General features: G+C 51.3%; 25 protein-coding genes and 2 pseudogenes. 18 read left to right on the top strand and 9 right to left on the bottom strand.

Translation table 11 applies throughout. From position 1 onward, the window contains the following. Nucleotides 1-47 precede the first annotated feature (47 nt). Nucleotides 48-1,298, bottom strand: a complete 1,251-nt coding sequence (locus GN241_10575; GenBank protein XAT57763.1) for a sarcosine oxidase subunit beta family protein — start codon at nt 1,296-1,298, stop codon at nt 48-50. Nucleotides 1,299-1,344: 46 nt separating this feature from the next. Here GN241_10575 and GN241_10570 point away from each other — a divergent pair, with 46 nt between their 5' ends. Beyond that, complete coding sequence (locus GN241_10570) at nt 1,345-2,355, top strand: helix-turn-helix domain-containing protein (protein ID XAT57762.1); 1,011 nt, start codon at nt 1,345-1,347, stop codon at nt 2,353-2,355. Nucleotides 2,356-2,408: 53 nt separating this feature from the next. Beyond that, on the top strand, nt 2,409-3,128 hold the full coding sequence (locus GN241_10565) for a type 1 glutamine amidotransferase (GenBank protein XAT57761.1): 720 nt from the start codon (nt 2,409-2,411) through the stop codon (nt 3,126-3,128). Between the two features lie 10 nt (nt 3,129-3,138). On the opposite strand, the gene GN241_10560 is transcribed toward GN241_10565, so the two are convergent. Continuing rightward, nucleotides 3,139-3,825, bottom strand: coding sequence for an FCD domain-containing protein (locus GN241_10560; protein ID XAT57760.1), 687 nt, complete (start codon nt 3,823-3,825; stop codon nt 3,139-3,141). Between the two features lie 181 nt (nt 3,826-4,006). On the opposite strand from GN241_10560, the gene GN241_10555 reads away from it, so the two are divergent. From GN241_10555 to GN241_10515, 9 genes are all read left to right on the top strand, one after another. Then, a complete protein-coding gene (locus GN241_10555; protein ID XAT57759.1) occupies nt 4,007-5,350 on the top strand; it encodes an FAD-dependent oxidoreductase in 1,344 nt (447 codons plus the stop codon). A gap of 65 nt (nt 5,351-5,415) precedes the next feature. Beyond that, on the top strand, nt 5,416-6,894 hold the full coding sequence (locus GN241_10550) for a glutamine synthetase (protein ID XAT57758.1): 1,479 nt from the start codon (nt 5,416-5,418) through the stop codon (nt 6,892-6,894). Between the two features lie 76 nt (nt 6,895-6,970). Continuing rightward, complete coding sequence (locus tag GN241_10545) at nt 6,971-7,906, top strand: glutamine amidotransferase (protein XAT57757.1); 936 nt, start codon at nt 6,971-6,973, stop codon at nt 7,904-7,906. Beyond that, nucleotides 7,894-8,763 carry a GXGXG motif-containing protein gene (locus GN241_10540; GenBank protein ID XAT57756.1) on the top strand — a complete coding sequence of 290 codons (870 nt, stop codon included), beginning with the start codon at nt 7,894-7,896 and terminating at the stop codon, nt 8,761-8,763. Before GN241_10545 ends, GN241_10540 begins: the two co-directional genes overlap by 13 nt. A 37-nt stretch (nt 8,764-8,800) precedes the next feature. Further along, entirely contained in the window at nt 8,801-10,150 is a 1,350-nt protein-coding gene (locus GN241_10535) for an FMN-binding glutamate synthase family protein (GenBank protein ID XAT59256.1), read from the top strand. A 12-nt stretch (nt 10,151-10,162) separates the two neighbouring features. Next, on the top strand, nt 10,163-10,576 hold the full coding sequence (locus GN241_10530; protein XAT57755.1) for a hypothetical protein: 414 nt from the start codon (nt 10,163-10,165) through the stop codon (nt 10,574-10,576). A gap of 4 nt (nt 10,577-10,580) precedes the next feature. Further along, entirely contained in the window at nt 10,581-11,405 is an 825-nt protein-coding gene (locus tag GN241_10525; protein XAT57754.1) for a carbon-nitrogen hydrolase family protein, read from the top strand. Nucleotides 11,406-11,434: 29 nt separating this feature from the next. Continuing rightward, nucleotides 11,435-12,019 carry a hypothetical protein gene (locus GN241_10520; GenBank protein ID XAT57753.1) on the top strand — a complete coding sequence of 195 codons (585 nt, stop codon included), beginning with the start codon at nt 11,435-11,437 and terminating at the stop codon, nt 12,017-12,019. 8 nt (nt 12,020-12,027) lie between these two features. After that, nucleotides 12,028-12,321 carry a DUF1330 domain-containing protein gene (locus tag GN241_10515; GenBank protein XAT57752.1) on the top strand — a complete coding sequence of 98 codons (294 nt, stop codon included), beginning with the start codon at nt 12,028-12,030 and terminating at the stop codon, nt 12,319-12,321. 31 nt (nt 12,322-12,352) lie between these two features. On the opposite strand, the gene GN241_10510 is transcribed toward GN241_10515, so the two are convergent. Next, the gene (locus tag GN241_10510) at nt 12,353-13,306 is read right to left on the bottom strand and encodes a LysR family transcriptional regulator (GenBank protein ID XAT57751.1); all 954 of its coding nucleotides are present in this window, start codon (nt 13,304-13,306) and stop codon (nt 12,353-12,355) included. Between the two features lie 195 nt (nt 13,307-13,501). Here GN241_10510 and GN241_10505 point away from each other — a divergent pair, with 195 nt between their 5' ends. The 5 genes and pseudogenes from GN241_10505 (at nt 13,502) to GN241_10485 (ending at nt 20,162) form a co-directional block, all read left to right on the top strand. Beyond that, the gene (locus GN241_10505; protein XAT57750.1) at nt 13,502-14,443 is read left to right on the top strand and encodes a glycine/betaine ABC transporter substrate-binding protein; all 942 of its coding nucleotides are present in this window, start codon (nt 13,502-13,504) and stop codon (nt 14,441-14,443) included. Between the two features lie 79 nt (nt 14,444-14,522). Continuing rightward, complete coding sequence (locus GN241_10500; GenBank protein ID XAT57749.1) at nt 14,523-15,542, top strand: betaine/proline/choline family ABC transporter ATP-binding protein; 1,020 nt, start codon at nt 14,523-14,525, stop codon at nt 15,540-15,542. Beyond that, a pseudogene (locus GN241_10495) lies at nt 15,542-17,119 on the top strand (ABC transporter permease subunit). Before GN241_10500 ends, GN241_10495 begins: the two are co-directional and overlap by 1 nt. Nucleotides 17,120-17,284: 165 nt before the next feature. Next, nucleotides 17,285-17,764, top strand: a pseudogene (locus GN241_10490) (ABC transporter permease subunit). Between the two features lie 13 nt (nt 17,765-17,777). Continuing rightward, nucleotides 17,778-20,162, top strand: coding sequence for a DUF1989 domain-containing protein (locus GN241_10485; protein XAT57748.1), 2,385 nt, complete (start codon nt 17,778-17,780; stop codon nt 20,160-20,162). 248 nt (nt 20,163-20,410) lie between these two features. Here GN241_10485 and hpt read toward each other — a convergent pair whose 3' ends face one another. After that, entirely contained in the window at nt 20,411-20,926 is a 516-nt protein-coding gene (gene hpt, locus GN241_10480; protein XAT59255.1) for a hypoxanthine phosphoribosyltransferase, read from the bottom strand. Nucleotides 20,927-21,024: 98 nt separating this feature from the next. Between hpt and GN241_10475 the strand changes: the two genes are divergently transcribed. After that, a complete protein-coding gene (locus tag GN241_10475; protein ID XAT57747.1) occupies nt 21,025-21,471 on the top strand; it encodes a type II toxin-antitoxin system RatA family toxin in 447 nt (148 codons plus the stop codon). Nucleotides 21,472-21,529: 58 nt separating this feature from the next. Here GN241_10475 and amt read toward each other — a convergent pair whose 3' ends face one another. From amt to ispD, 5 genes are all read right to left on the bottom strand, one after another. Continuing rightward, the gene (gene amt, locus GN241_10470) at nt 21,530-22,711 is read right to left on the bottom strand and encodes an ammonium transporter (GenBank protein ID XAT57746.1); all 1,182 of its coding nucleotides are present in this window, start codon (nt 22,709-22,711) and stop codon (nt 21,530-21,532) included. A gap of 138 nt (nt 22,712-22,849) precedes the next feature. Beyond that, entirely contained in the window at nt 22,850-23,341 is a 492-nt protein-coding gene (locus GN241_10465) for a nicotinamide-nucleotide amidohydrolase family protein (protein XAT57745.1), read from the bottom strand. After that, complete coding sequence (locus GN241_10460) at nt 23,338-23,835, bottom strand: phosphatidylglycerophosphatase A (protein ID XAT57744.1); 498 nt, start codon at nt 23,833-23,835, stop codon at nt 23,338-23,340. The genes GN241_10465 and GN241_10460 overlap by 4 nt, the downstream gene beginning before the upstream one ends. Then, on the bottom strand, nt 23,823-24,305 hold the full coding sequence (locus GN241_10455) for a 2-C-methyl-D-erythritol 2,4-cyclodiphosphate synthase (GenBank protein ID XAT57743.1): 483 nt from the start codon (nt 24,303-24,305) through the stop codon (nt 23,823-23,825). The genes GN241_10460 and GN241_10455 overlap by 13 nt, the downstream gene beginning before the upstream one ends. After that, nucleotides 24,302-24,955, bottom strand: coding sequence for a 2-C-methyl-D-erythritol 4-phosphate cytidylyltransferase (gene ispD / locus GN241_10450; protein ID XAT57742.1), 654 nt, complete (start codon nt 24,953-24,955; stop codon nt 24,302-24,304). The genes GN241_10455 and ispD overlap by 4 nt, the downstream gene beginning before the upstream one ends. Before the next feature lie 174 nt (nt 24,956-25,129). On the opposite strand from ispD, the gene dusB reads away from it, so the two are divergent. Further along, nucleotides 25,130-26,101 carry a tRNA dihydrouridine synthase DusB gene (gene dusB, locus GN241_10445; protein XAT59254.1) on the top strand — a complete coding sequence of 324 codons (972 nt, stop codon included), beginning with the start codon at nt 25,130-25,132 and terminating at the stop codon, nt 26,099-26,101. Nucleotides 26,102-26,104 lie beyond the last annotated feature (3 nt).

Genomic DNA, 26,104 nt, shown 5'->3' with positions numbered 1-26,104 from the left:
TTTTGAGGGTGTATAATCATGTCAAGTTCAACGTTTCGGTGCTGGGGTCAGTGTAAATTTGGTTGCGAGCCTTGGCCCTTTTCATCGATTAAATGGCCGCGCTTGAACCGGTCAAGGCGCAGCTCTGTTGCGACAGGGTGGGGGGCATCAGTCGCGAGCAAATGGGCATAGCATAAGCCACTGGCCGGGGTGGCTTTAAACCCGCCATAGCACCAACCGCCATTGAAATAGAGCCCGTCAATATGGGTTTTGTCGATAAAGGGCGAGCCGTCCATAGACATGTCCATAATGCCGCCCCAGCTGCGCAACAAACGCGCCCGCCCGATCATCGGCATGATTGCCATTCCGCCCTCAGCCACATCTTCAACCACCGGTAAATTGCCGCGCTGGGCATAGCTGTTATAGCCGTCGATATCACCGCCAAAGACCAACCCGCCCTTGTCGGATTGGCTCACGTAAAAATGGCCGGCACCAAAGGTGATCACACCGGGCAGGGTGGGTTTCAGCCCCTCGGTGACAAACGCTTGCAGCACGTGGCTTTCGATTGGCAGACGCATGCCCGCTTGAGCCATCACGCGGCTGGATGATCCGGCCACGCAAACGGCCACTTTGCGCGCCTTGATGGGCCCTCTAGAGGTTTCCACCCCACTGCATTTGCCGTTTTCAATGTGAAAACCGGTGACTTCGCAATTCTGGATAATATCTACGCCTCGGCTATCAGCGCCACGCGCATAGCCCCAGGCCACAGCGTCATGGCGCACGGTGCCGCCACGCCTTTGGTACAGCCCGCCCTTGATGGGAAACCGCGCATTGTCAAAATCCAAAAAGGGAAGTTCGCGCCGCAATTGCGCCTGATCCGCCAATTCCGCATCGGCGCCAGCCAATATCATCGCATTGGCGCGGCGCACAAACGCGTCTCGTTGTGGATCAGAGTGAAATAGATTGAGGATCGAGCGTTGGCTGACCATCGCATTGTAATTAAAATCTTGCTCCAGGCCTTCCCAGAGCTGCAAAGACAATTCGTAAAAGGGTTCGTTGCCCGGCAGCATGTAATTTGAGCGGATAATTGTTGTGTTGCGCCCGATATTGCCCGAGCCAAGCCAACCTTTTTCCAACACTGCAACATTGGTGATCCCATAGGTTTTGGCCAGATAATGCGCCGTCGATAGCCCATGGCCGCCACCGCCCACGATCACCACGTCATAGCTGTCTTTCGGCTGCGGGTCGCGCCATGCGGGTTTCCAACCTTTATTTCCGGTCAATCCCTGCGTTAGGATTTTCAATGCAGAGTAATTCATGCTGACAACACCTTTATTTTAGAGTTATCTTACCGGATCATCCAGCATATACTTTTCCAAAAAAGACGTTTATTGTAAAAAAATGGAAAAAATTGGTACATTACTGAGCCAAAGAGACCAGACGGATATCATCCGAATTGGCGTTTTGCCGATCGATGGCTTTGCCTTGATGTCGTATGCATCCACGGTTGAGCCGTTCCGCGCCGCCAATATGTTGAGCCGGCGCATGCTTTATGAGGTTGTGAATATTAGCCCATCACTTGAGTCGGTGTCTAGTTCTGGTGCTGCCAGTGTTGCGCCGCAAGCAACGCTTTTGACCGCACCTCGCCTTGATTATGTGTTTGTTGTTGCCGGCGGCAATCCGGCCACCTTTGCGGATATGGCCGTTGGGAATTGGCTGGCAAAGATCGCCCGATTTGGCGTCCGCCTCGGCGGGGTGTCGGGTGGGCCAGTCATTCTGGCCAATGCAGGCTTGATGGCAGAGCGGCGTATGACTGTGCATTGGGAACATGCCGCGGCGCTCGAAGAAAGCGCACCGCATCTGCTGCTTGAACGCAGCCTCTACGTTATCGATCGGGATCGTTTGACCTGCGCCGGTGGAACAGCCGCGTTGGATTTGATGCTGGCCTTGATCACGCAACATCAGGGATCAGTTTTTGCCAGTTTGGTTAGCGATTGGTTTTTACATACGGAAATTCGCCCCTCGATTGGGCCTCAGCGCAGCGGATTGATCGCGCGGATCGGATCAACCAACGCACAGGTGTTAGAAACGGTGAAAGCGATGGAGGCGCATGTTGCGGATCCGCTGACGCTCAAGCAATTGGCGCAAGTGTCAAAAATTTCACCGCGCCAGCTCAACCGGTTGTTTTCGCTTAAATTGGGGCGGTCAACCATGGGCTATTATCGCGATTTAAGGCTTGATAAGGCGCGCAATTTATTGACCAACTCACCGCTGTCGCTCACCGAAATTGGGCTGGCAACCGGCTTCTCAAGCGCCTCGCATTTTTCGCGTGTATTTCGGGAATATTTCGGCCGCGCGCCGTCGGAATTTCGCTAAATACTTGTCTAAAGGGCTAAGAGATGCCTATGTAAACGCAGCTAGGAGGGCACATGCATTTACTTGTTTTACAACATGCTCGGGCAGAACATCCCGGTATTTTTCGCCAATTTTTGAAGGAAGATGGCCACAGTTGGGACGCGGTGCATCTTGATGAGGGAGAGGCCTTGCCTGCGCTGGATGGCTATGATGGGCTTTGGGTTATGGGCGGGCCGATGGATGTCTGGCAAGAAGAGGCATATCCCTGGCTCGTCGCTGAAAAAGCCCTAATTCAACAGGCCGTTGAAGAAAAAGGCTTGCCGTTTCTTGGGCTGTGTCTTGGCCATCAATTGCTGGCGGAGGCACTGGGCGGCAGCGTTGGCAAATCGGATATTCCAGAAATTGGGGTCTGTGAGGTTCAATTAACCGAAGCCGGCGCCTCTGGAATTTTATGTGATGGATTGCCCGAGCGCATGCGCTGCCTTCAATGGCATGGGGCGGAAATTAAAACGCTGCCGGCAGGGGCGAAAGTTTTGGCAACATCGCCTGATTGCGCCGTGCAAGCGATGAGCTGGGGCCCTCGGGCTTATTCGCTGCAATTTCATATTGAAATAGAACAAAACACGGTGCAGGATTGGGGCAAAATTCCAGAATATGCGGCCAGCTTGACCGCGGCGCTGGGCGCCAATGGCCAAAAGATGCTGGAAGCGGATTGCGCCGCCCATATGCACGCGTTTAACGCCATGGCCGAGCGTTTATATCTGAATTGGTTGCAAACAGCGGCGCGTGCGTAACAGCGCGTTCCTATGCCGCCGCAGCCCGCGTGAGGGACAGGCGCGCCGTTTCAAGGTGTTCTTTCATATTGCTTGCGGCGGCTTCAGGTTCACGACTGTAAAGCGCGTTTAAAATGCGCCTGTGTTGCGCGTTATATTGCTGTATAATGTCAGTGTTCAACGTCAAACTGCGCATTCTTGTCCAATCGCTTTGACCGCGCACCGATGTGATCTGATCCATGATCCAGATCAAAAGAACGTTGCCAGTGCATTCGACCAAAGCGCGGTGAAACTCCGTGTCGGCCTCTGCGAAGGCCGCGGTATTATCAACGCTGGCCTCCATTTTAGTGCATAATTGCCCCAACCGATCGAAGTCAGCGCGGCGACCATGCAGAACAGCCAAACGGCAAATATGCGGCTCTAGGGCAAAGCGGGCATCAATCAGTTCAAGCGGATTCGCTGTTTGGATGACGCTGGGCTGGGGGGGTGGTGCCTCAAATGTTACATAAGTGCCGCTGCCTCTTTTGATATCAACCAGATCCGTGTCCATCAATTTTATCAGCGCCTCGCGCACCGTGCCGCGCGACACGCCATAGGTTTCGGCCATCTCGCGCTCGGCGGGAAGTTTTTCATGCTGGGCAATGGCGCCTTGAATGATGTCCCGGCGCAATATGCTGGCCAGATCAGCAGCATTCATTTTTTTCTTCTTAACCTGCATCAGATCCCTTTTTTGATCCAATTTTGTACCAATAACAGAAAATGTCAAGTAAAATTCAACATGTGGTTTGAAATAGGTTGACTTTTGGTTTGATTTTATCAAGCTCGCGTCACGTCTGGGCGGAAAAGCTGCCGCCGGAGCGACGGCAAAGCAGTTGGAACACTTTTAGGGAGATGGGTGAATGGCGTTCCCCACACATGTAGACTACCTCATCATTGGCGCTGGCATTCATGGGTTATCCACGGCCTGGCGCTTGGCAGATCGTTTGATCGCTCAGGGTCAAGAGGTTGAGGGCCGCGTTGTTGTTTTAGACAAATCAGGGATTGCATCCGGAGCGTCGGGAATTGCCTGCGGCGTGGTGCGCAATAATTATTTTCAACCTGCGATGCGGGAACTTATGGCGCATTCCGTAGATGTTTGGGAAAGCGATCCGGCCGGCCTCAGCTATCATCCTGTGGGCTATATGCAGATTTCCTGCGAATCGATGCGCGAAGATGTGACCTCGATTTATGAGCAGCAGCGGGCAATCGGCTATGAAAGCGAGTTTATCGAAGGTGCGGATGCTTCCGATGCTTACATGAAATCCATGTTTAGCGATTGGCAGGCGCAAGGCATTACCTCTGTTCTACATGAGAAGCGGGGCGGGTATTCAAACAACACCAAATCGATGTACGGGCTAGCCAAGAAGGTCGAAGAGCGCGGAGTTCGGATTATCTCTGGCGTCGAGGTAAAGGGACTGACAAACGAAAGCGCCAGCTCCAGCATCAAATCTGTTGAGACATCTCATGGCACGGTATCTTGTGCGCATGTGGTTGTGGCGCCCGGTCCTTGGGCCCGCGATTTCTGGGATATGCTGGGCATGCCCAAAAAAATCAGCCTAAAAGATCTAGCGGGAAAGATGCATCACGATATTGATATGTGGCGGTTCTGGCAACTTGAAGAAGGCGTTTTGCAATTGCCGCCCGAGGTCCTGCAAACCAATGATGGCAAAATACCGCCGGTGATACATGTCGATACCGATGCTCCGCTGCACTCTTGCGTCGATGGCAGCGTTATTACCGAAGATTTGTGGGGCATTTATTACAAACCTGATTGGCATTTTAACGGTATTCAAGGGGGCGCCTCGCCCTATAAAGTGGACACCCCGGTTGATTGGGTTGCAATTGATCCTTACGGCCCATCTTCTCCTGAATTTGTGGCCTCTGACGGTTTTGCCCATATGTGGGTTTCGGCATTGGCGCATTGCCATAAGCGGTTTGAAGGCATGATGGGTAAATATCACCGTGAAGCATCCGGTGGTATCGGCTGTTTCACAGCCGATAGCTTTCCGGTGTTTGACCATTTTCATGAGAATGCCACGCTGATTGCGGATAGTAATCATGGGTGGAAGATGCTGGGCGTGGGACATTTGATCGCCGATGAAGTGCTCGGCGAAAGGCAGAGCTTGTTAGAGCCTTTCCGCTTTGATCGTTTCGAAAAAGGAAATCTGCACCCAGTATCAAACAGCCCATATCCTTGGAGCTAATGGCTGGTGAAGACAAAAATATAAAAAAAGGCTGAAAAATATAGATATAAAAGGGGAGAATTAAAGTGGCCGAAATGGACCTTGAACGTTTTGTGGAAGCGCCTGGGCGCGATGAGAAAGTCAAAGAAGTGCGGAAGATGATCGATTCCCTCGGCATCGAATATCTGTATCTTCAGTTTGTCTCCGTTACGGGAAAAATTATGGGCAAAGGCATTCCCTCGGATCATTGGGAAACCGTTGCTAAAAAAGGCTTTCAGCTGGTTTATGGCGCAACCGTTAACCTGTTCACCGATCGCGCTGGAAATTATTTGGGCTATGGCCCCGAGGCTGCAGAATTGGTTGGCATTCCCGAGCCTGAGACTTTTATGCAATTGCCTTGGGCACCGGAAATTGGGCGGTTTTATTGCACTTTATTCCGCAACCGTGAAGAGAAAGTGGATCCGGGCGCTTATTTGACCGCAGATTCGCGGGGCAATCTGCGCCGCATGCATGAAGAATTTAAGGCCAAGCATGGGCGCCAGCTGCGTATCGGTACCGAGCCCGAGATGATGTGGTTGAAATTTGACGAGAATGGCAAGCCGAAAGACGGGTTTTCAAAACCTTATTGCTATCACATTGATCAATTTGAAAGCCTGCGACCCGTGACCATGAAGGTTATGGAATACACCCGTAAAATGGGCTTGGATATGATTCAGGGCGATCATGAAGATGCGCCTGGTCAGCTTGAATTAAACTGGATGTTTGATGATGTGTTGCGCAATGCCGACCGTCTGACAACCTATCGCCAGATCTGCGCGCAAGTGGCGCGCGAGCATGGTATTTTTGCATGCTTCATGACGAAACCGTTCATGGGTGTGTCAGCCTCTGGCTGCCACCATAACATGTCGCTCTGGCGGGGCGGCGAAGATCAATTTGTGAAATGCGGAAATGATCCGGATAACCTGCCGGGCATGCGTGATAATTACATGTATGTAAAGGGCGGCAGCAACACATTTATGCCCGATGATGATGATCCGCAAATGCCCGGCGCCGAAGGGCTGGTTGCGATTGGCGGCGTGGTGAAAAACCTGCAGGCATTGACCGCGATCGGTTGTTCGACGGTGAATTCTTACCGCCGCTTGTGGGATACGGGCTTCTGGGCGCCGGTGTTTGCTGATTGGGGCTTCCAAAACCGGACCACGGGCTTGCGCGTCTCGGCGCCTGGCCGGTTCGAATATCGCTCGGTGGATTCAATGGTCAACCCGTATTTGATGGGCACAACATTATTGGCCGCCATGGATGATGGGATTGATAACAACATCAGCCCGGGCGAGCCTGAAGAGCGCAATATTTATGAGGCGATCAAAGAGGGCAAGGAAGTCAAGAAATTACCAATGTCTTTGGGTGAGGCGCTGAGCTATCTTGAGCAAAGCGAAGTGGTGCGCCGCGGCATGCCGGGTGAAATGTATCGTCTATACCATGAATATAAATATGATGAATGGGCCCGCTTCATGTCCACGTCAACCGATTGGGACAATGAGATGTATATGGAGTGCTTGCCATAAGGCATTTCCAAAATTGTAATGCGGCGGGTCAACCCCGCCAAACTTCTGACGCAACCCGATGGAGGTGGGATGTAATATGTGTGGTATCGCAGGATTAATTCATAAGGGCAAAAGCTCGAATGTGGGGGGGGAGATGACAGCAATGTTGCAGGCCCTCAAGCATCGCGGGCCGGATTCGACGGGCTACGCTGTCTATGGCGAGCCAACCGAAGGCAATTATGTGCTTCGTTTGAAAGTGGCGGAAGCCGAGGATATGGCCAAAGGCCGTGGCATTCATCAGGTTTTGGCGGATCGCATCGCGGAGGTGGAAGCGATCATGCAAGAGCATGGCGTGACGGTGAAAATGAAAGAGAACGCAACCGAATATGCGCTGCGCTATCTGATTTCCCACGAGGGGGATACCACCGCGCTGGCCGAGCATATTGAAGAAACCGATGGCGTTGAAATTTTATCGCTCGGAAATGGCCTAGAGCTGATCAAAGATTTGGGCGATGCGTCAGATGTGGCCGGGCTTTATGGTCTGAATGAATTTAACGGAACGCATGGTATTGGCCATACGCGGATGGCAACAGAATCGGATGTGGATATTCGATCCGCGCACCCCTATTGGGCCTTTCCCTATAATGACGTGAGCGTTGTACATAACGGACAAATCACAAATTATTGGATTATGCGCCGCCAGATGGAGCGTAAAGGCCATCGGTTTATGTCAAATTGTGACAGCGAACTTTTGGCTGTTTACACTGCGAACAATTTGGCAAATGGGGTAACGCTTGAGCAATCTTTGCGCAATTCAATCGAAGAAATTGACGGCGTCTTTACTTATTTGGTAGCCACTAAAGATCAACTGGGCATGGCCAAAGATACGATGGCTGCAAAGCCATTGGTGCTTTACGAAAGCGATGATTTGATCGCTATGGCATCAGAAGAGGTCGCTATTCGGGCCATTCTTCCCCAAGAAATTGACACTTACGATCCCTATGATGAGGAGGTACGCGTATGGCAAGCCTAAGCGATACTGAACTAAAGCAAATGAGTCAGGAAGAGCGGGTGACCGCGCTTGGAATGCGCACCGAGGCACTGACGGGAAAATCGCTTTACATTGAGTTTGATCCGGATGCGGAAGAGCGCTTCACATACCCTTGGGCGCCCGAAGTCGATTACAATAAGCGCACCGAACTTGATACAGATGAGATGACCACCACCGAGGTGAATTCCAAAATTCGCGCCCTCATGGCAGAAGGCTATGGCACGATTGTGCTGAAAAATCCGCGCGGAAAGCATTCGCTGGGCGTGGGGATCCTAAGCCGGTTGAATTTGATTATTGAGGGCTCGTTGGGCTATTTTGGTGTTGGGTTGATCGATGGCCCGAATGTGCGCATCAACGGGCGCGTGGGCTGGTCTTGCGGCGAGAATATGATGGCCGGAACGATTGTCATTGAAAAAAACGCCGGTTCGACCTTTGGCGCTGCGATCCGCGGGGGAGATCTGGTCTGTCGGGGGTCGGTTGGCTCTCGGACAGGTATTGACCAAAAAGGCGGTACGATAATTGTCGGCGGTGACACGGGGGCTTTATCGGGCTTTATGATGCAACGCGGTCGGATGGTTGTGTGTGGAAATGCGGGTAAAAACCTTGGCGATTCAATGTATGACGGCACCATTTTTGTGGGCGGTAAGATTCAATCGCTTGGAGTGGATGCAATCGAGGCGGAATTGACTGACCTTGATCGCAACTGGCTCACCGCAAAGCTGACCCAATATGGCATGATGCCCGATAAGGGTGTTGATCATTTTACAAAGATTGTCGCTGGGAAACAGCTTTGGAACTACGACAATCTTGAACCCAATGAAAAGAAAATAATTCTGTAAGTCCAAGGAAAGGATAATACCTATGGCTGACGGTGATATGCCAAGAAAGAAAGCGCTGGATCGTGATGTAAATCGCATCGGTGACAGCTTTGTATTCCCACCCCGTGTGATGGATGACATCCATATCAAATCCGAGCTTGGACGCTATCGGATGCGCGGCTTCTCTTTGTTCAAGAAAATTCCACACTGGGATGATCTAACCTTCTTGCCGGGTACGTTGACGCGGTTCGTGATCGAAGGGTATCGCGAAAAATGTGAAACCAAAACGGTGATTGGTCCCCGCGCAAAACGTCCGCTTGAGCTGGATATCCCAATCTATATCACAGGGATGAGCTTTGGGGCGCTGAGCTATGAGGCGAAAACCGCGCTGGCGCGGGGCGCCACAATGGCGGGTACCGCAACTTGCTCGGGTGAAGGGGGGATGATCCCGGATGAGCGCCGCTATAGCTCAAAATGGTTTTATCAGTGCATTCAATCGCGCTACGGGTTCAACCCAAACCACTTGGTCTTGGCGGATGGCTGCGAGTTTTTTATCGGACAGGGCTGTAAAGTGGGCCTTGGTGGGCATTTGATGGGGCAAAAAGTAACCGATCAGGTGGCTGAAATGCGCTCATTGCCCGCGGGCATCGACCAACGCTCACCCGCGCGCCACCCTGATTGGCTAGGCCCCGATGATCTGGCGCTTAAAATTCAAGAGATCCGCGAAGCCACAGATTGGCAAATTCCAATTCAGTTGAAACTGGGCGCGGCGCGGGTTTATGATGATGTGCGTATGGCGGTGAAATGCGATCCAGACTCGATTTACATCGATGGTATGGAAGGTGGCACAGGTGCCGGGCCGCATTTGGCAACCGAAGACACAGGGGTGCCAGGAATGGCTGCGATCCGTCAGGCGCGCAAAGCGATCGACGATCTTGGCAAGCGCGGCGAAATCAGCTTGATTTATGCGGGCGGTATCAGAAACGGTGCCGATGTTGCGAAAGCTATTGCGCTGGGCGCAGATGCGATTGCCATCGGGCATTCCGCGATGATGGCTTTGAATTGCAACAAGGATATCCCGGAAGCCAATTATCCCGAAGAAATCGGTGCAGAACCCGGATATTGCTACCATTGCCATACCGGACGCTGCCCCGTTGGCGTGGCAACGCAAGATCCCGCGCTGCGCAGCCGTCTTGATCCGGATGAAGCCGCCGAGCGCGTGTATAACTTTTTGCACACGCTCACGATCGAAGCGCAGCTTTTTGCCCGCGCCTGCGGCAAAACCAATCTGCATAGCCTTGAGCCTGAGGATCTGGCAGCTTTGACAATGGAAGCCTCTGCCATGGCAGGCGTTCCCTTGGCTGGCACGAACCACACTGTGGGCGTCGAAGATTACCACCATCTCTAAGGAGGAGTTACAATGGCTGGAACACAATATCGCGGATCTGAAATCAAAGACGTTAACCAGTTTTTGAATGATGCTGATGGTTTGGAAAGCGAACGCGAAAAAGAAATTGGTCAGCATATCGGCTATCGCTATGATGTGAACTTGGTGCCCGATAAAAGCCGGATCACTCCCTATTTAGCCAAATATATGGAAATTATGGGCTGGGATGATCTGAACTGGCTGGAAGATATTCATATGGGCTATGAAGAGGGCGCGCCGGCGGTGTTTGACCGCAACAATAATGGCTGGGTGCGTATCCCCAGCAGTATTGATCTGCCGGATAATCAACAGGATCGGGATATGATTGCACGCGAATTGCTGTTGAAATTTCAGATGTCCGATCGCCATCCTTTGGCCAATCTGCGCAAAGCCTATATGAAGTTTTAAGGTCTTGCTGCGCCCGCTGAATATTGCATGTTTGCAAACGCACCCCAAAGCCTCGATATCTGAGGCGATTGAGGAGGCGATGCCACTGGCAGAGGCAGCTGCAAAAGCGGGCGCAGAATTTATTTTTTTGCCCGAATATTGTGGTGGATTGGCCAGCGAAGGCGCCGCGCTGCGGCCCCCCGTTGCACAAGAAAAAGACCATCCGATGCTGCGGGTGTTTCAAGCTTTTGCACAAAACTATCAGGTTTGGGTTATGCTTGGCTCAATCGCCGTAACCGCGCCTGATGCAAAAATACTAAACCGTGGCTACATCATTGACTCCGCAGGCAATGTTCAAAGCCATTATGATAAAATACATCTGTTCGACGTAGAAATTTCGGAACAAGAAGTATATCGGGAAAGCGCGCATGTCTTGCCCGGCGCTGCGGTTCAAATGACACTGGCTTGTGGTATGCAGCTGGGCCATACGATCTGTTATGATTTGCGATTTCCAAAACTGTTCCGCGATTTGGCGCAGGCCGGGGCAGAGGCGATTGCGGTGCCGGCCGCGTTTGTGAAGAACACGGGGCAGGCGCATTGGCATGTTCTCAACCGCGCGCGGGCGATTGAAAATGGATGCTTTATCATCGCCCCATGTGCGGTGGGGCCTATTCCGGGGGGGGGTGAAAGTTACGGTCACAGCTTGATCGTTGACCCTTGGGGGCAGGTTTTGGCTGATGGCGGTGAAGATCGCGGCTTTATTCAAGCAACGATTGACCTATCTCACCCGCAGCGGGTGCGCTCAAAAATTCCAAGTTTAACGCATGACCGAGCCTATAGCTTGCAGTAGGTAGAAATGATAGAAAGTTATAAGGATCCATGAGTTCAGTTGCATCCATTTTGGGCGATAGCTACGCCAATCACCCTTTGAAAGAGCGATTTTTAAAATGGCAATGCCATTGTCGGCAAATGATGATGCGCGATAATATGGGCCGCCCGGATGCCGCAATCATGCCCGATGTTTATTTGAAAGACGACACGCAAACGATGGGAACCATTATCACCATCATGAATAAACTGCCGGCCTATTCTGAAACACCCGAGATGCTGCATATGGCGCGTAAAACCAACGACCCTGCGCAGCGCCGCAACCAAGCGATTCAATATTTTTCTGCAACCTTTTACCAAAAACACAAGCAGTTTTCGGATATCTTAACCTCGACATTTCCCCCCCATTCCCCAGGGGCGGCTAAAATTCGGAGCGCGGAAACCTGTCGGCTGGTTTTTGAAGCCTATGGGCAAAGCTTTGAAATCCGGTGTAAAGTCTGGAAACTCACTCCGAAAAATCTTCTGAATCAATCAACAATCGCGCATAACCGTTTGTTCAATCCTGAACTGCCGGGCAATACGATTGTTTTGGGCTTTGAACCGGATTGGTCAAGCTCGCAAGAAGTGAAGGGTTGAAAAAGAATATGGCCTACGGATATGTGATTGCGCACATCAACATTCATGATCCAGAAGCCTACGCCACCTATGTGAAAATGGTTCAACCTACTTTGGATCTTTTTGACGGCCAGTTTTTGGTGCGGGGCGGAAAAGCCCGCAGCTTTGAAGGCGCGCCGCCGGGCGATCGGCATGTTATCATTCAATTCCCCAGCTATGACAAAGCTATGGATTGGTATGCCTCGGATGCTTATGCGCCAGCCAAGCGGCAAAGGCTATCGGCCTCAACTAGCGTTCAAACCATCGTTGAAGGTATTCTGTAAGGCCCTTTGCTTTCAACCTGAGGATTGGATTTTACTCAGTCTTGTTGAGCGTTGGCGTGCTTGGTTGTTGATATCTTTGTCGGCTTGCAGATAGTTCCAAAAGCCAATTTTCAACCCGGTCGCGCTCTGGAAAACTATGCCCATCGCTTGATTTTAGCAAATAATAGCCATGATCCGTTCTGGCCGAAATGGTTCCTAAAGGCCGGATAAGTTTGTTATCTTCAAGCAGATGATCAACCAAATGGGCCCATCCAAGCGCAATGCCCAATCCATTTACGGCAGCTTCAATTGCAAGTGGATAGGTGTTCAAGCTGACCGTTTCTTCAAATTCAGCCACCTTGTGATGCATCAAAGCAAACCAAGCCCGCCAAGTCATCCACTCGGTATGTGTGGTTTGAATGCCGATTAAGGAGCTTTGCGACAATGCGGACAAAGTGGTGATATCGGGGTTTTTGCTCAAAAATTCCGGCGAACAGACCGGGAATATTGTTTCGCCAAATAATAACTCAGCCGAATAGCCCGCCCAATGCCCATTGCCCCGTAAAATTGTTAAATCGACATCTTCCCCCAGGCATTCGTTATCGTCATCGGAGGATAGTAAGTTGATGTAAACCGGTTCGTAAAGCGCGTTAAACCGGGGCAACTTTGGCATTAAATAAAGCCCCGCCACCGAGTTGGTTGCCGCGATTGTCACAGCATTGTTTAAAGTGTCTTCCAAAAGGTTTTGTGAGAGGGTTCGCAACTGGTCAAGCAAGGGTGAAATATCATCAAAAAACCTTTGACCACGCGGGGTTAGGTGAATCGAGCGGTGCCCGCGATTGAATAAATTTATTTTATAATGCAGCTCTAAAAGTCGAACTTTCCTGCTGATGGCCGTTTCGCTGATGTTCAGCGCTTTAGAGGCGCCTGCAAAACTGTTGTTAACCGCCGCAGATTCAAACGCAAGTAGATAATCTAGGCGTGGTAAAACGTTGTTTTTATTCATTGTTTTGACCAATCTTAGTTTAATTCAGTAAAAACGCGAATGCGGTGAGCGTAACCTTGTCTGAGATATATTGCCACTAATTTTTAGACCCTAAGCCCATAAAATATATGTGCGGAAAATATGCTCAAATTTGCGAAACTACGTGCATGCCCGAATTCGGGCAGAGCCAATCAAAAAATATATCAGGGGAAAAAAATGAAATTGAAAACATTAACTTTGGCATCCGCAATGGGTGTTATGCTTGCTCCGTTGGCAAATGCCGCTGACAGCAGCGACCCGATCGTCATCCCTATCCACAATTGGTCTTCTCAAATCGTGATGAGCCATGTAGTCGGACAAATCTTTGAAAGCATGGGTAACAACGTCGAATTTGTTACGACTGATTCTCAGGCTGTTTACGAATCAGTTCGCCTTGGCGATGTAACCTTAGAGCTTGAAGTCTGGGAGGGTGCTTTTGGTGCATCATTCAGAGCGGCGTTGGAAAAAGGCGGTTTGCATGATGCAGGCGATCATGATGCAGTAACCCGCGAAGATTGGTGGTATCCCATGTGGACTAAAGAGGCCTGTCCAGGGTTGCCTAGCTGGGAAGCACTAAACGATTGCGCTGCATTGTTTGCGACAGCAGAAACCGGAAGCAAAGGGCGTTATCTGGATGGTCCAGTTGACTGGCTGAAGCATGGGCAAGAGCGCGTAGAAGCTCTGGGCATGAATTTCCAAGTTGTAAATGCAGGTTCAGCAGCTGCGCTGTGGGCTGAGATTGGTGCTGCGGAAGCAGATAAGCGCCCTGTTGTGGTATTCAACTGGACACCTAACTTTGCAGAGGCCGTCTGGCCGGGTGAATTTGTGGAATTTCCGGTATGGGCAGACGGATGCGATAAAGATCCAAAGGTTGGACCAAATCCGGATGCGCTTTATGATTGTGGGAACCCGGCCAATGGCTATTTGAAAAAAGCGGCTTGGGATGGGATGAAAGACAAGTGGCCAGCTGCCTATGACGTATTAAGCAAAATCTCATTCACCAATCCTCAAATTGCTGAAATGGCAAAATTGGTCGATATCGATGAGTTAGAGCCTGAAGAAGCAGCTGAAGAGTGGTTGGCGGCGAATGAAAGCACTTGGAAGTCTTGGATTAACTAAGTGGCTTTATTGACAAAGCTTTCAAAATGACATCTCCCCTTCCGGCAGCGCGCCGGAAGGGATTTGTAAAGTGGAAAATATGAAACCAAATTCGGTTGCAATATCTGCCAGAAATGTCTGGAAGCTTTTTGGCGCAGATCCCAATAAATATTTGATGAAACTTACCGAGGGAACTTCCTTCGATCAGATCAAATCCGATGGCTATATTGCCGGTGTCAGAGACGTTTCCATTGACGTTTTTCAAGGTGAAATTCTGGTGATTATGGGGCTGTCAGGCTCTGGAAAATCCACATTGGTGCGCTGTTTTTCACGCTTACACGATATCACCGGGGGTGAAATTATTGTGGATGGTCAAAATATTATGGACCTCTCAGAGCGGGATTTGATCAACTTGCGGCGCGAAAAAATGGGTATGGTTTTCCAATCCTTTGGGCTGTTGCCACACCGTACGGTGCTCGAAAACGTGTCTTTTCCGCTGGAAATGCGGGGTCAAGATCGCTTTGTGCGTCGCGCCCGAGCGCTGGAAGTGATTAAATTGGTTGGTTTAGAGGGGCGCGAAGAATATTTTCCCCGCGAATTGTCCGGTGGCCAACAGCAACGCGTAGGCATTGCTCGGTCGTTGGCCATTGAACCCGATATTTGGTTTTTGGATGAACCGTTTTCGGCATTAGACCCTTTAATTCGTCGTGAAATGCAAGATGAGTTTTTACGTTTGCAAGAGATCTTGGGCAAGACAATTGTTTTTATAACGCATGATTTTGATGAAGCGCTGCGTCTGGCGGACCGCATTGCAATTATGAAAGATGGTGCGATTGAACAATGTGACACACCGGATCAAATTGTGCTTCACCCAGCAACAGAATATGTGCGCAAATTTACCGAAGAAATCGATAAGGCGCGGGTTGTGCACGCCGAGGTATTAATCGAGCCAGGGCTCGTTGGTGAGGGCGAACCGGTCCCAGCGGGGGCAACTGTTCAGAATTTGGCGCGTGGGTTGATAAATGACCAACGCGATGTAATTCCGGTCACAAAGCAAGGCACAATTATTGGGGCGTTTAAACGCCAAACTGTTCTTGATATTCTGTTGGGCCCCTCGTGATGCCGCAAAACGAACATATTCAGGGCGCTTTTGTCGCGGTGGATCAAAAAAAAGCGCATTGGCAAACGCTCTTGGTGCTGTTTGCGCTTGCTTTAACCATTGCCCAATATTTCAGTATTTTGCCCGAATGGTTGTTCCGTCTGCCGGCTTCTGTTTTGCCCCCGTTAGAGCGTTGGCTTGATGCGCTTTTCAACTTTGTTAAGGATGATCTGAAGCTCATAGTCTTGACGCGCTTTTTAACCGAAGGGTTGCAATTCATATTGGATGCAACAGCGAATATTCTGTTTGGAAAGCGCCGTTGGCCCAATATAGGGCCGATCCCTTGGGTATCAGTGGCGGCTGTCACCGGAATTATCGGGTATTATCTGGGCGGGTGGCGTCTGGCTTTTTTAGGCGCAGGGACATTTGTTTGGACGGCGCTTATAGGGCAGTGGAAATTGGCTATGGAAACGCTCTCGGTGCTGGTTGTGGCGGCGCCGTTGGCCTTCATGATCGGACTTCTAATGGGCATCGCCGCTTGGAAAAGCCGGCGGGTTGAGAAAATCGTTCAACCGGTTCTGTCGGTGCTGCAAACGCTGCCTTTTTTCACTTATCTTTTGCCTGCAGTGATTTTTTTCAAGGTGGGTCCCACGGCAGGTGCTGTGGCAACAACGGTTTATGCGATTCCGCCAATGATTTTGATGACCACTTTGGGCCTTAAAAAAGTGAGTCCCGAAGTGGTTGAGGCGGGGAAAATGTCTGGATGCTCTAGCTTTCAGATGTTGCGCCATGTTTATATCCCATCCGCACGCACTGAAATTTTGGTAGGCGTCAACCAAGTGATTATGCTGTGCTTGGCGATGGTGGTGCTTACCTCCTTTATCGGCATGCCCGGATTAGGGGCAAAAATGCTGGCTATGATGGGCAGTTTTAAAATCGGGCGAAGTTTTGAAATTGGTATAACGATTGTGTTACTTGCCATTATGCTTGATCGCTTGTCAAAGGCTTGGGTTGCAAAGCAGCCTGAACATTTTGAAAAGGGCACATCTTGGGTGGTTCGGCAGAAATTCACCGTTATTGCAATGGTGACGTTTCTGCTCTGTCTTGTTCTGGCGCAATTTTGGGAGCTGGCCTCCACGATTGGCCGCAAACAGCATTTCAGCCAAGGTAAAGAGTTGGACAGCTTCATCAAACATACCGTTTTAACGAATGAGTATTTGAAAGCCTCAACCACTGCTATTCGCTATTATATGAACAATTTCGTCTTGATCCCATTTCGAAATTTTTTGCTATCGATCCCAACGCCTGCCTTCATTGCACTGATTGTTGTGATCGCTTGGCGGATCGCTGGGCGGCGGCAGGCCTTGATCGCCTTTTTATTCTTTTTATGGGTGGCGCTAAGTGGATGGTGGGACCGTTCGGTGATCACCATTTATTATGCGCTGTCTTCCACAGGCGTTGCGATGGTCTTAGGCATTCCTTTGGCTGTTTGGGGAGCGGGTCCTCCGGCGCAGCGGATCAATTGGACAGGCGGTATGACCAGCGCGTTTGTCATGGGCCTTCTCAGTCTTCTATTTCGGCGCTCCTTTATTGCCATGGCCTCTATCCTTGCGGCCGGTATTGCGCGGTATATCCTTTGGAGTTTTGGCGCGTTTGGGGCAGAACCTGATCCAAGTCTTTATAGACTTGTTTTTTGGCTTTTATTTGCCTGCAGCTTCTATCTGATGTGGTATTATGCCGGTAAGATGCTGCGCGATGTTTTCTTGCTTTTGGTGTCTGATTCTGCGCAAACCTTCCCCAGTTTTGTTTATCTGATCCCAGCCATTATGTTGTTTGGCATCACAGATATAGCGGTGATTTTTGCGATTATGATTTTTGCGATGGTCCCATTGATCCGCTATACTATAGAGGGATTGCGCAATGTGCCCCCTGAAATGACCGAAAGCGCGGATATGTCTGGAGCCACGCGGGCGCAAAAACTTTGGAAAGTACAATTTCCTTTGGCTTTGCCAACAATGGCGGTGGGGTTTAACCAAGCGCTGATGTTTGCCTTTTTTATGACAATGATCGCCGCATTCATCGGGACGATTGATCTTGGTCAAGAATTACAGCGCACCTTAGCAGGTACCGATTTAGGTAAAAACTTCGTCTTGGGAATCAACGTGTCTTTGATGGCGCTGACCTTTGATATGATCATTATTCGTTGGGCTGAACGGCGCAAAGCGTTGCTTGGGTTGATTTAAGAAGGAGGCTTGAATGATCAAACCTTTTTTGATGCCACAGCAGGAATCGCGGGCAGGGGTTCGCAGGCCCGGTATGATGGTGTTGCCGCAAGGGGTTGAAAGGCATCCCGTTCCCGGGGGGGGCAGCCGCGCCGTACCAATTTTTGCGGGCGATCAGATTACGCTGCAAGATGTGGAAGGTTTGCAGCCCATTGAAATGGTGTTTTTTGGGCCCGACAAACGATCGGATGCCGCGATGTTGGGGGCCAAAGGTGGGCGCAGCCCAGAGGGGTTGATCGCCGCGCTTACCGGGCACCCATCTGGTAAAAAAGTAATCTCTGCGCTTGAGAAAACAGGGTTTTCAATCGCCGATGCCGATGCCAGTCTCGTGTTTGAAAGCGGCTCGCGCGCGGGAGAGACAGCAAGTTTTCAGGCCTTATCGGACGGATTATTGATCATATGCGCCGCTGGCGGCGCGATGGATGCGCATCAGCAATGGGCCCCGAGCGATGTGGTATTGTTTATCACGCGGATCAATAAGCGGCCCTTGAAAGACATGTCATTGGTGCATGACCCGCTGGCCGACCCTTTGGTGAGTTTGCATATTCAACCTGGCGAGGCAAAACCTTATGAGGTGAAGGCGGGGGAATATATTCAAGTTTTGGACGTGCAGGGCAGAGAATGTAGCGATTTTCAGGCCTTTTCGCGCCGCGCTTTGGACGCTGGATTGGAGCGCGATATCGACCCCACGACCACGCGGTCTTTGATGGGCGCGCTTTATCCCAAGCCAGGGCTTTTGGCAAAATATTTCAGCGTTGATCAGGAACCTTTGGTCGAGATTATCCAAGATACGGTGGGCCGCCATGATACATTCGGTCTGGCCTGTACCGCGCGTTATTACGAAGATCTTGGCTATCCGGGCCATGTCAATTGCTCGGATAATATCAACCTTGAAATGCAGGCTTATGATGTACGTCCGCGGGGCGGCTGGCCGGCGATCAACTTCTTTTTCAATACAATTTTAGACGAGACCAACGCGATTTCGATGGATGAGCCTTATTCGCGGCCCGGAGATTATGTTTTGATGCGGGCGCTGACAGATTTGGTTTGTATTTCAACGGGTTGTCCTTGTGATGTTGATCCAGCAAATGGCTGGCAGCCAAGCGATATTCAAGTCTGGACTTATCGTAAAAATGAAGATTTCAAGCGCTCGATTGGCTGGCGCAAAACTCCGGGGGCTGATGTGGAAGAAACGAAAAAAACTGGGTTTCACGATTGCTTTGCCCGCCATACGCGCAATTTTGTGGAATATGCCGGGTATTGGCTGGCGCAGGATATGATGCATCATGGCAGCATTGCTGAATATTGGGCCGCGCGCGAAAAAGCGGTGATTATGGATCTTTCACCGCTTCGAAAATATGAAGTGACGGGCCCTGATGCGGAAGCGCTGATGCAGCTTTGTATCACGCGGGATGTGAAGAAAATTCCGGTCGGCGGCATCGTCTATACCGCGATGTGCTATGAACATGGTGGAATGATTGACGATGGCACTCTGTTTCGCTTGGGGGATACCAATTTCCGGTGGATCGGTGGTAATGATCAATCTGGGCTTTGGCTGCGTAAACAAGCCGAGGAGCGTGGCCTAAACGCATGGGTGCGCTCTTCCACGGACCATCATTGCAATGTGGCGGTACAAGGGCCGTTGTCGCGCGAAATTCTGAAAGATGTGATTTGGACGCCCCCCGCGCAGCCCACCGTTGAAGAGCTGCAATGGTTTCGCTTTTCGATTGGCAGGATTGGCGGCTTTCATGGCCCCTCCGTGGTGCTCAGCCGGACCGGATATTCTGGAGAGCTGGGCTATGAGGTGTTTTGCCATCCGAAAGATGCAGAACAGGTTTTTGACGCAATTTGGGCCGCAGGTGCGCCGCATGGGCTCACGCCTTTTGGGCTTGGTGCGCTTGATATGGTGCGGATTGAAGCTGGGTTGATCTTTGCCGGTTCAGAATTTGATGATCAAACAGATCCAATGGAGGCAGGCATTGGGTTTACGGTGCCTTTGAAAAGTAAAACGGATGCATTTATCGGCCGCGCAGCGCTCGAGCGGCGCAAAGCCCATCCGCAAAAGAAACTTGTCGGGCTTGAATTAGAGGGCGGTGTTGTGCCAACGCCGGGCGATTGTATCCATTTCGGGAAGCCACAAGTGGGTGTCGTGACCTCGGCGATGCGCTCGCCTGTTTTGGGCAAAGTGATTGCTTTGGCGCGGGTGGATTTGGCCCATGCCGAGATTGGCACTGAGTTGGAAGTTGGGCGGCTGGATGGGGACCAACTGCGCTTACCAGCTAAAACTGTTGCATTCCCGCATTTCGATCCAAAGAAAGAGCGTGTGAAGGGCAATTATGAGGGTGCGCGAGGCGGGTGATCAACGCTAAAGCGCCTTCGTGGGGCCTATCCTGCCGCGGGCGCTCTGCGCAATACGACCAATAAGATGCGCACTGCTCTGTGGCTGGTAGAGTTCCTTGGCCAGGCGTGAGCAAGGGTGGATGATTATGAGGCGCCAGTAGAGCCGTTTATATGATTTTCTGACAATGCCGCCAAAGCCTGATCAGCGTTTCTTGGTTGCGTATTTCCAATCTATGTTGGTGGCGCCGCATGCCAGCGGCTTTATATTCAGGCTTCGTCGGTAAAACGCACCTTTCCGATATAGGCAAGATTGCGGTTCCGCTGAGCATAATCAATGCCGTAGCCGACCACAAATTCATCTTGAATGCTGAACCCGATCCAATCGGCTTGAATATCGACTTCGCGCCGCGACGGCTTGTCGAGCAACGCGATGGTTTTCATTCGCGCCGGGTTTCGCGACGCCAGCAGGCCGGTCACATGATGCAGCGTGAAACCGGTATCCACGATATCTTCCACAACCAAAACGTCTCGATCCTCAATCGCCCCGCGTAAATCTTTCAGAATCCGAACTTCGCGCGAACTTTCCATTCCGTCGCCATAAGAGGAGGCTTCCAAGAAATCCACTTCCACGGGCAGATCAAGCTCGCGCACCAGATCCGCGATAAACACGAAAGAACCGCGCAGCAATCCAACCACCACCAGTTTATTGGTGCCCGAAAATTCATCACGGATTTCGTGGCTTAAATTCTCAATTCGGGCCGCGATTGACTTTGCCGAGATCATTTCATCGATGACATATGGACGCTGCACGGCAAAACCCTCTTGATTTTCGTGGCCTACATTACTTAAACAACGCCGATTGTCACCTCAAAAGAAGCGAAATGCCGACTCATCAAGAAATAAAATTGTTACCCTACAGCGCCGAGCAAATGTATTCACTGGTCGCGGATGTTGCTGCTTATCCAGAGTTTTTGCCTTGGTGTTCGGCAGCGCGCCTACGCTCGAGTGTGGTCGAAGGTCCTAGCGAAATTCTGGAAGCTGATTTGGTAATTAGTTTTAAAGTGTTTCGCGAACGCTTTGGCTCGCGCGTTACTTTATGGCCGGCCGATTTTAAAATAGACACAGAATATCTTGATGGCCCCTTTAAATATATGGTGTCAAACTGGGCATTTAGCAATGTCGAGGGCGGCTGCGAAGTCACCTTCTTTGTTGATTTCGAATTCAAAAGTGCGATCTTGCAAGGCATTATTGGCGTTGTGTTCAACGAAGCGATGCAGCGCGTTGTGCGCGCGTTTGAGCGGCGCGCTGCTGATTTGTTTAAGGCGTGAAAAAAGGCGCTCTTGCTAAAAAGCGCCTTTAAACTTGGTATCGCTACAATAAGCTGGTTTAGCTGTTTAGCTCATAGGCGCGTTCACCGTGCACCGAAAGGTCAAGCCCATTGCTTTCTGTTTCGGCATCCACGCGCAGCGGCAAGAGCAGGCCGACCAGTTTGATCAGGATAAACGTTACAACAAGTGTAAACACACCTACAATGAGCAACCCGCCCAGCTGCGCGGTCCAGCTGCCTTGTCCGAACAGAGCGATCATCACCGTGCCAAAAATCCCTCCGACGCCGTGTACGGCAAAAACATCCAGCGTATCATCGATATTGAAAACATTCCGCACAAAATTAACCGCTTCTTGACATAATATGCCTGCAACGGCCCCGATGATCAAAGCCTCTACAGGGCCCACAAAGCCCGAGGCTGGCGTTATCGAGGCAAGCCCGGCAATGGTGCCCGTGACCAATCCCACCAGTGATGCGCGGCCATATTTGATTTTTTCCCAAAGGGCCCAGGTTAAAGAGGCGGTGGCTGCGGAAATATGGGTCACGGTTAAGGCCATTGCGGCGCCGCCATCAGCGGCCAGTTGCGAGCCTCCGTTAAAGCCAAACCAGCCAACCCACAGCATTGCCGCGCCGATCATCACCATCCCAGGATTGTGGGGTGGTTTGCTTTTATCGCGCCGCGGGCCCAACATCGCAGCAATCAATAAGGCAGCAAGGCCGGCGGTTTCATGCACGACGATACCGCCTGCAAAATCGCGTACGCCCGTCTCGCCGAAGATGCCGCCATCGGCCATCATACCACCGCCCCAAATCCAATGCACAACCGGCGCGTAACAAATCAGCATCCAAAGGCCTGAAAAAGTAAGGACAAAGGCAAATCCGATCCGCTCTACATAGGCCCCAACGATCAAGGCCGGGGTGATGATGGCAAAGGTCATTTGAAACGCGAAGAACAGCACTTCGGGCAGCGTGCCAGATAGGCTTTCTGCATCAACACCAGCTAAAAAGGCTTTGTCCAAGCCGCCCCAAAATCCGCTGTCTGCAGGCCCGAAGGCGATTGAATAGCCCGCAGCCAGCCAGAGCAAGCTCATCAGGCACGCAATCGCGTAACATTGCATAAACACGCTTAATACATTGCGCGCGCGCACAAGCCCGCCGTAAAATAAGGCAAGGCCAGGCAGCGTCATAAACAGCACCAACGCTGTGGCGACGATGATCCAGGCGGTATCTGCTGGGTTCATTTGATTTTCTCCCTTTGAAGTTTCGGGAGGCATGGCGCAAAAAGCAGCCAAAAAGAAATATAAAGCTTAAAAATAATGCAAAATGTACAGTTATATTTTTTAAGCGTCTATATATGTGGCGTAAATTTTGATGAGTGCCTATTTTTTAAGCGAAATCTGAAAGCCTTCAAGCGCCGCGCGAAAAAGATGTAGCGCGTGATCGCGCGCTGCCCGTCGCACGGCGTCGCGCCCGATACTGCCAAACTCTTGGGTTTCAACGTTAAGAAGGTTCGTTTGATGCGCCACGCCAAAGCACACACGGCCCTCTGGTTTAAAATCAGATCCGCCGGGCCCCGCGATCCCCGTGATCGAGACGGCTAGCTGCGCTGCGCGCCCGTTCAGCGCGCCAAGCGCCATTTCACCTGCCACCTGTTCGGATACAGCGCCGTGCTGTTCCAAACTGCGCTCTGAAACGCCCAGAAGCTGGATTTTTGAGCGATTAGAATAGGTCACAAAGCCACATTCAAAAATTTCGGAGGAACCAGGTTGTTCGCTCAATTTGGCGGCAACAAGGCCACCAGTGCAGCTTTCAGCCGTGGCAAGTTTGATCTGTTGGTCGCGGGCGAGGCGGATGATCGCGTTTACACTCATGAAAGCAAACCATGGAACAGCCCTGCCAAGGCAATCACACCAAGCGCGGCGAACAGGCCGGCGAAACAATCATCCAGCATCACCCCGATTGCATCGCTGCGCCGATCTGCCCAGCCGATAATACTGGGTTTCCAAATATCAAAAAAGCGAAACAGCAAGAAGGCAGCAATCCAACCCGGCCATAAGGCAAAAAGCGAAGCGCCAGCATGGGTTGCCCCGGCGGCTAAGGGCAAAAGTGCAATCCATTGCCCGACCACTTCATCAATGATCACTTCAGAGGGATCATGGTTTTTATGCAATTGCGTATAGCTCTGCGTGGCCCACCATCCGAGGCACAGGATGAGGGGCAGGGCGATCAGCGTGCCTGCCAGCCCTGCCGCCTGAAATATCACTGCAAAAAGCGGCAATGTTGCCAGTGAGCCCCAGGTGCCGGGGGCGAAGCCGATGAAGCCAAGCCCCATTAGCGTTGCGATATTGCGGCTTATGCTTTGCATAATAAGGCGCTGGCAAGACTGGCGATACCTTCTTGGCGCCCGGTAAAGCCAAGCTTTTCGCTGGTTGTGGCTTTCACACTGATCCGATCGGCCTTTATGCCCAGCAGATCAGCGAGATGGGATTGCATGCGCGCAGCATGCGGCCCAATTTTGGGCATTTCGCAAATGATCGTGCAGTCGATATTGCTGATATAAAAGCCATGTTTTGCCACCAGATCTGCAGCATGCTTCAAAAAAACTGCACTGGCTGTGCCTGTCCATTGCGGTTCAGAGGGTGGAAAGTGGCGTCCAATATCCCCTAAGGCCAACGCGCCGTAAAGCGCGTCGGTGATGGCATGCATCGCGACATCGGCATCTGAATGGCCTTTAAGCTGCGCGGTATGGGGGATGGTAAGGCCGCAAAGAATGACCTGATTGCCCGGTTCAAACGCGTGCACATCATAGCCATTACCTAACCGGATGTCTTTCATCTTCGATCCTTCATTATTTTGCTGGCCCGCTCGAAATCTTCGGGGAGCGTTATCTTTATGTTTTCTTCATGCCCGGCAATAATTTTCACGTCCAACCCGGCCTGGATGGCGACTTCTACATCATCGGCGGCGGCTCCGCAGGCTTGCGCATGTGCCTGCAAGATACTTTGAAAGTCAAACCCTTGGGGCGTTTGGGCGCGGAATAAATTCTTTCTTGCAACCGTTTCAGACACCAAGCCATCTTGCCCGCGCCAAAGCGCATCAGTGATCGGCAGAGCGGGCGCTGCGCCTCGATGTGTTCGCAGCGCCTCGATCACATCAGTGATACATTTTGCGCTGATCAAAGGGCGGGCCACATCATGGATTAAAACCTGCTTGGGCGCAGCGGCGCGCAGAGCGCGCAAGCCATTATAAACCGATTTATTGCGGGTTGCGCCACCAAGCGCGGTTTTAATGGCGGGATCGGTGAGCCTATTTTGATCTTCGGGATGCAGCACCACGAGGATTGTATCGATATTGCGATGCTCTTTAAACGCGTTGAGCGTGTGGTCGATCACCCGCTTGCCCGCGAGCATTTGCCATTGCTTTGGGTCAGTACCGCCTGCGCGGGTGCCACGCCCTGCGGCCACGATAAGAGCTGCTATCGACATCTGTTTTCCATCCTGCACCACCGTGTTTACGTTTTTCTGTTTTCACTGGCAATCAGAGATGATTGATTAAATTTTAGGCAATTTTTCCAAATTGGTCATAAATTTGGCGTGTTCTGCTTGTTTCGCGCGGAGAGAGGCTCTACGCATGGCTCGAAGATAATTGGAACGGCAATGATCGATCTGGGATCAATGAAGATAGAGACACCTGTTTTTCTAGCGCCATTGGCTGGGATCACAGATTTGCCTTTTCGAAATTTGGTCTCAGGGTTTGGGGCGGGTTTGGTAGTAAGTGAAATGATCGCCTCGCAGGATATGGTGATCGCACGCCCCGGATCTCGTGAGAAAGCTGAATTGGGGCTGGGGTTCGAAAAAACAGCGGTTCAATTGGCGGGGCGCGAGGCATTTTGGATGCGCGAGGCTGCGCGGATGGTTGAAGATCAGGGTGCGCGGATGATCGATATCAATATGGGGTGCCCGGCGAAAAAAGTGGTATCGGGCTATTCTGGCTCGGCCTTATTGAAAGATCTAGATCATGCCTTGCGTTTGATCGAGGCGGTGGTTCAGGCGGTGAAGCTCCCGGTCAGCTTAAAAACCCGCTTGGGTTGGGACGATAATTTGTTGAACGCGCCAGAATTGGCGCGCCGCGCCGAAGCTGCGGGGATTTCATTGATCACAATACATGGGCGTACACGCTGTCAATTTTACAAAGGCTCGGCGGATTGGTTAGCGATTGCAAAAGTGAAAGAGGCGGTTTCAATTCCCGTGATTGCCAATGGCGATATCACAGATTTAAAGGCCGGGCATGCGGCTTTGCAGGCATCGGGGGCCGATGGCGTTATGGTTGGCCGTGGCGCGCAAGGTCGGCCTTGGTTTTTATCGCAACTGGCTGCTGGGCTTTACGGGAAAAAAAATGCCGTATCGCTTAAAACCAAAGATTTGATCGAACTGGTCCAGAAACATTATCAGGATATGCTTTCGTTTTACGGAGAGGCTTTGGGGATCCGCGTGGCGCGCAAACATTTGGGCTGGTATATGGACGAGGCAAACGCGCCGGCTGCTTTGCGCCGTGAAATTTTAACCTCACAGAACCCAAAGCATGTGCATCGCAGTTTGCCCGAAGCGCTGGCCCAGGGGGCGGGATTATGAGCG

Source organism: Rhodobacteraceae bacterium IMCC1335 (genome assembly GCA_039640495.1).
Lineage (GTDB): Bacteria > Pseudomonadota > Alphaproteobacteria > Rhodobacterales > Rhodobacteraceae > Thalassovivens.
Note: the sequence above shows the minus strand (reverse complement) of the source record. Positions and strands in the feature narration are given on the sequence as shown.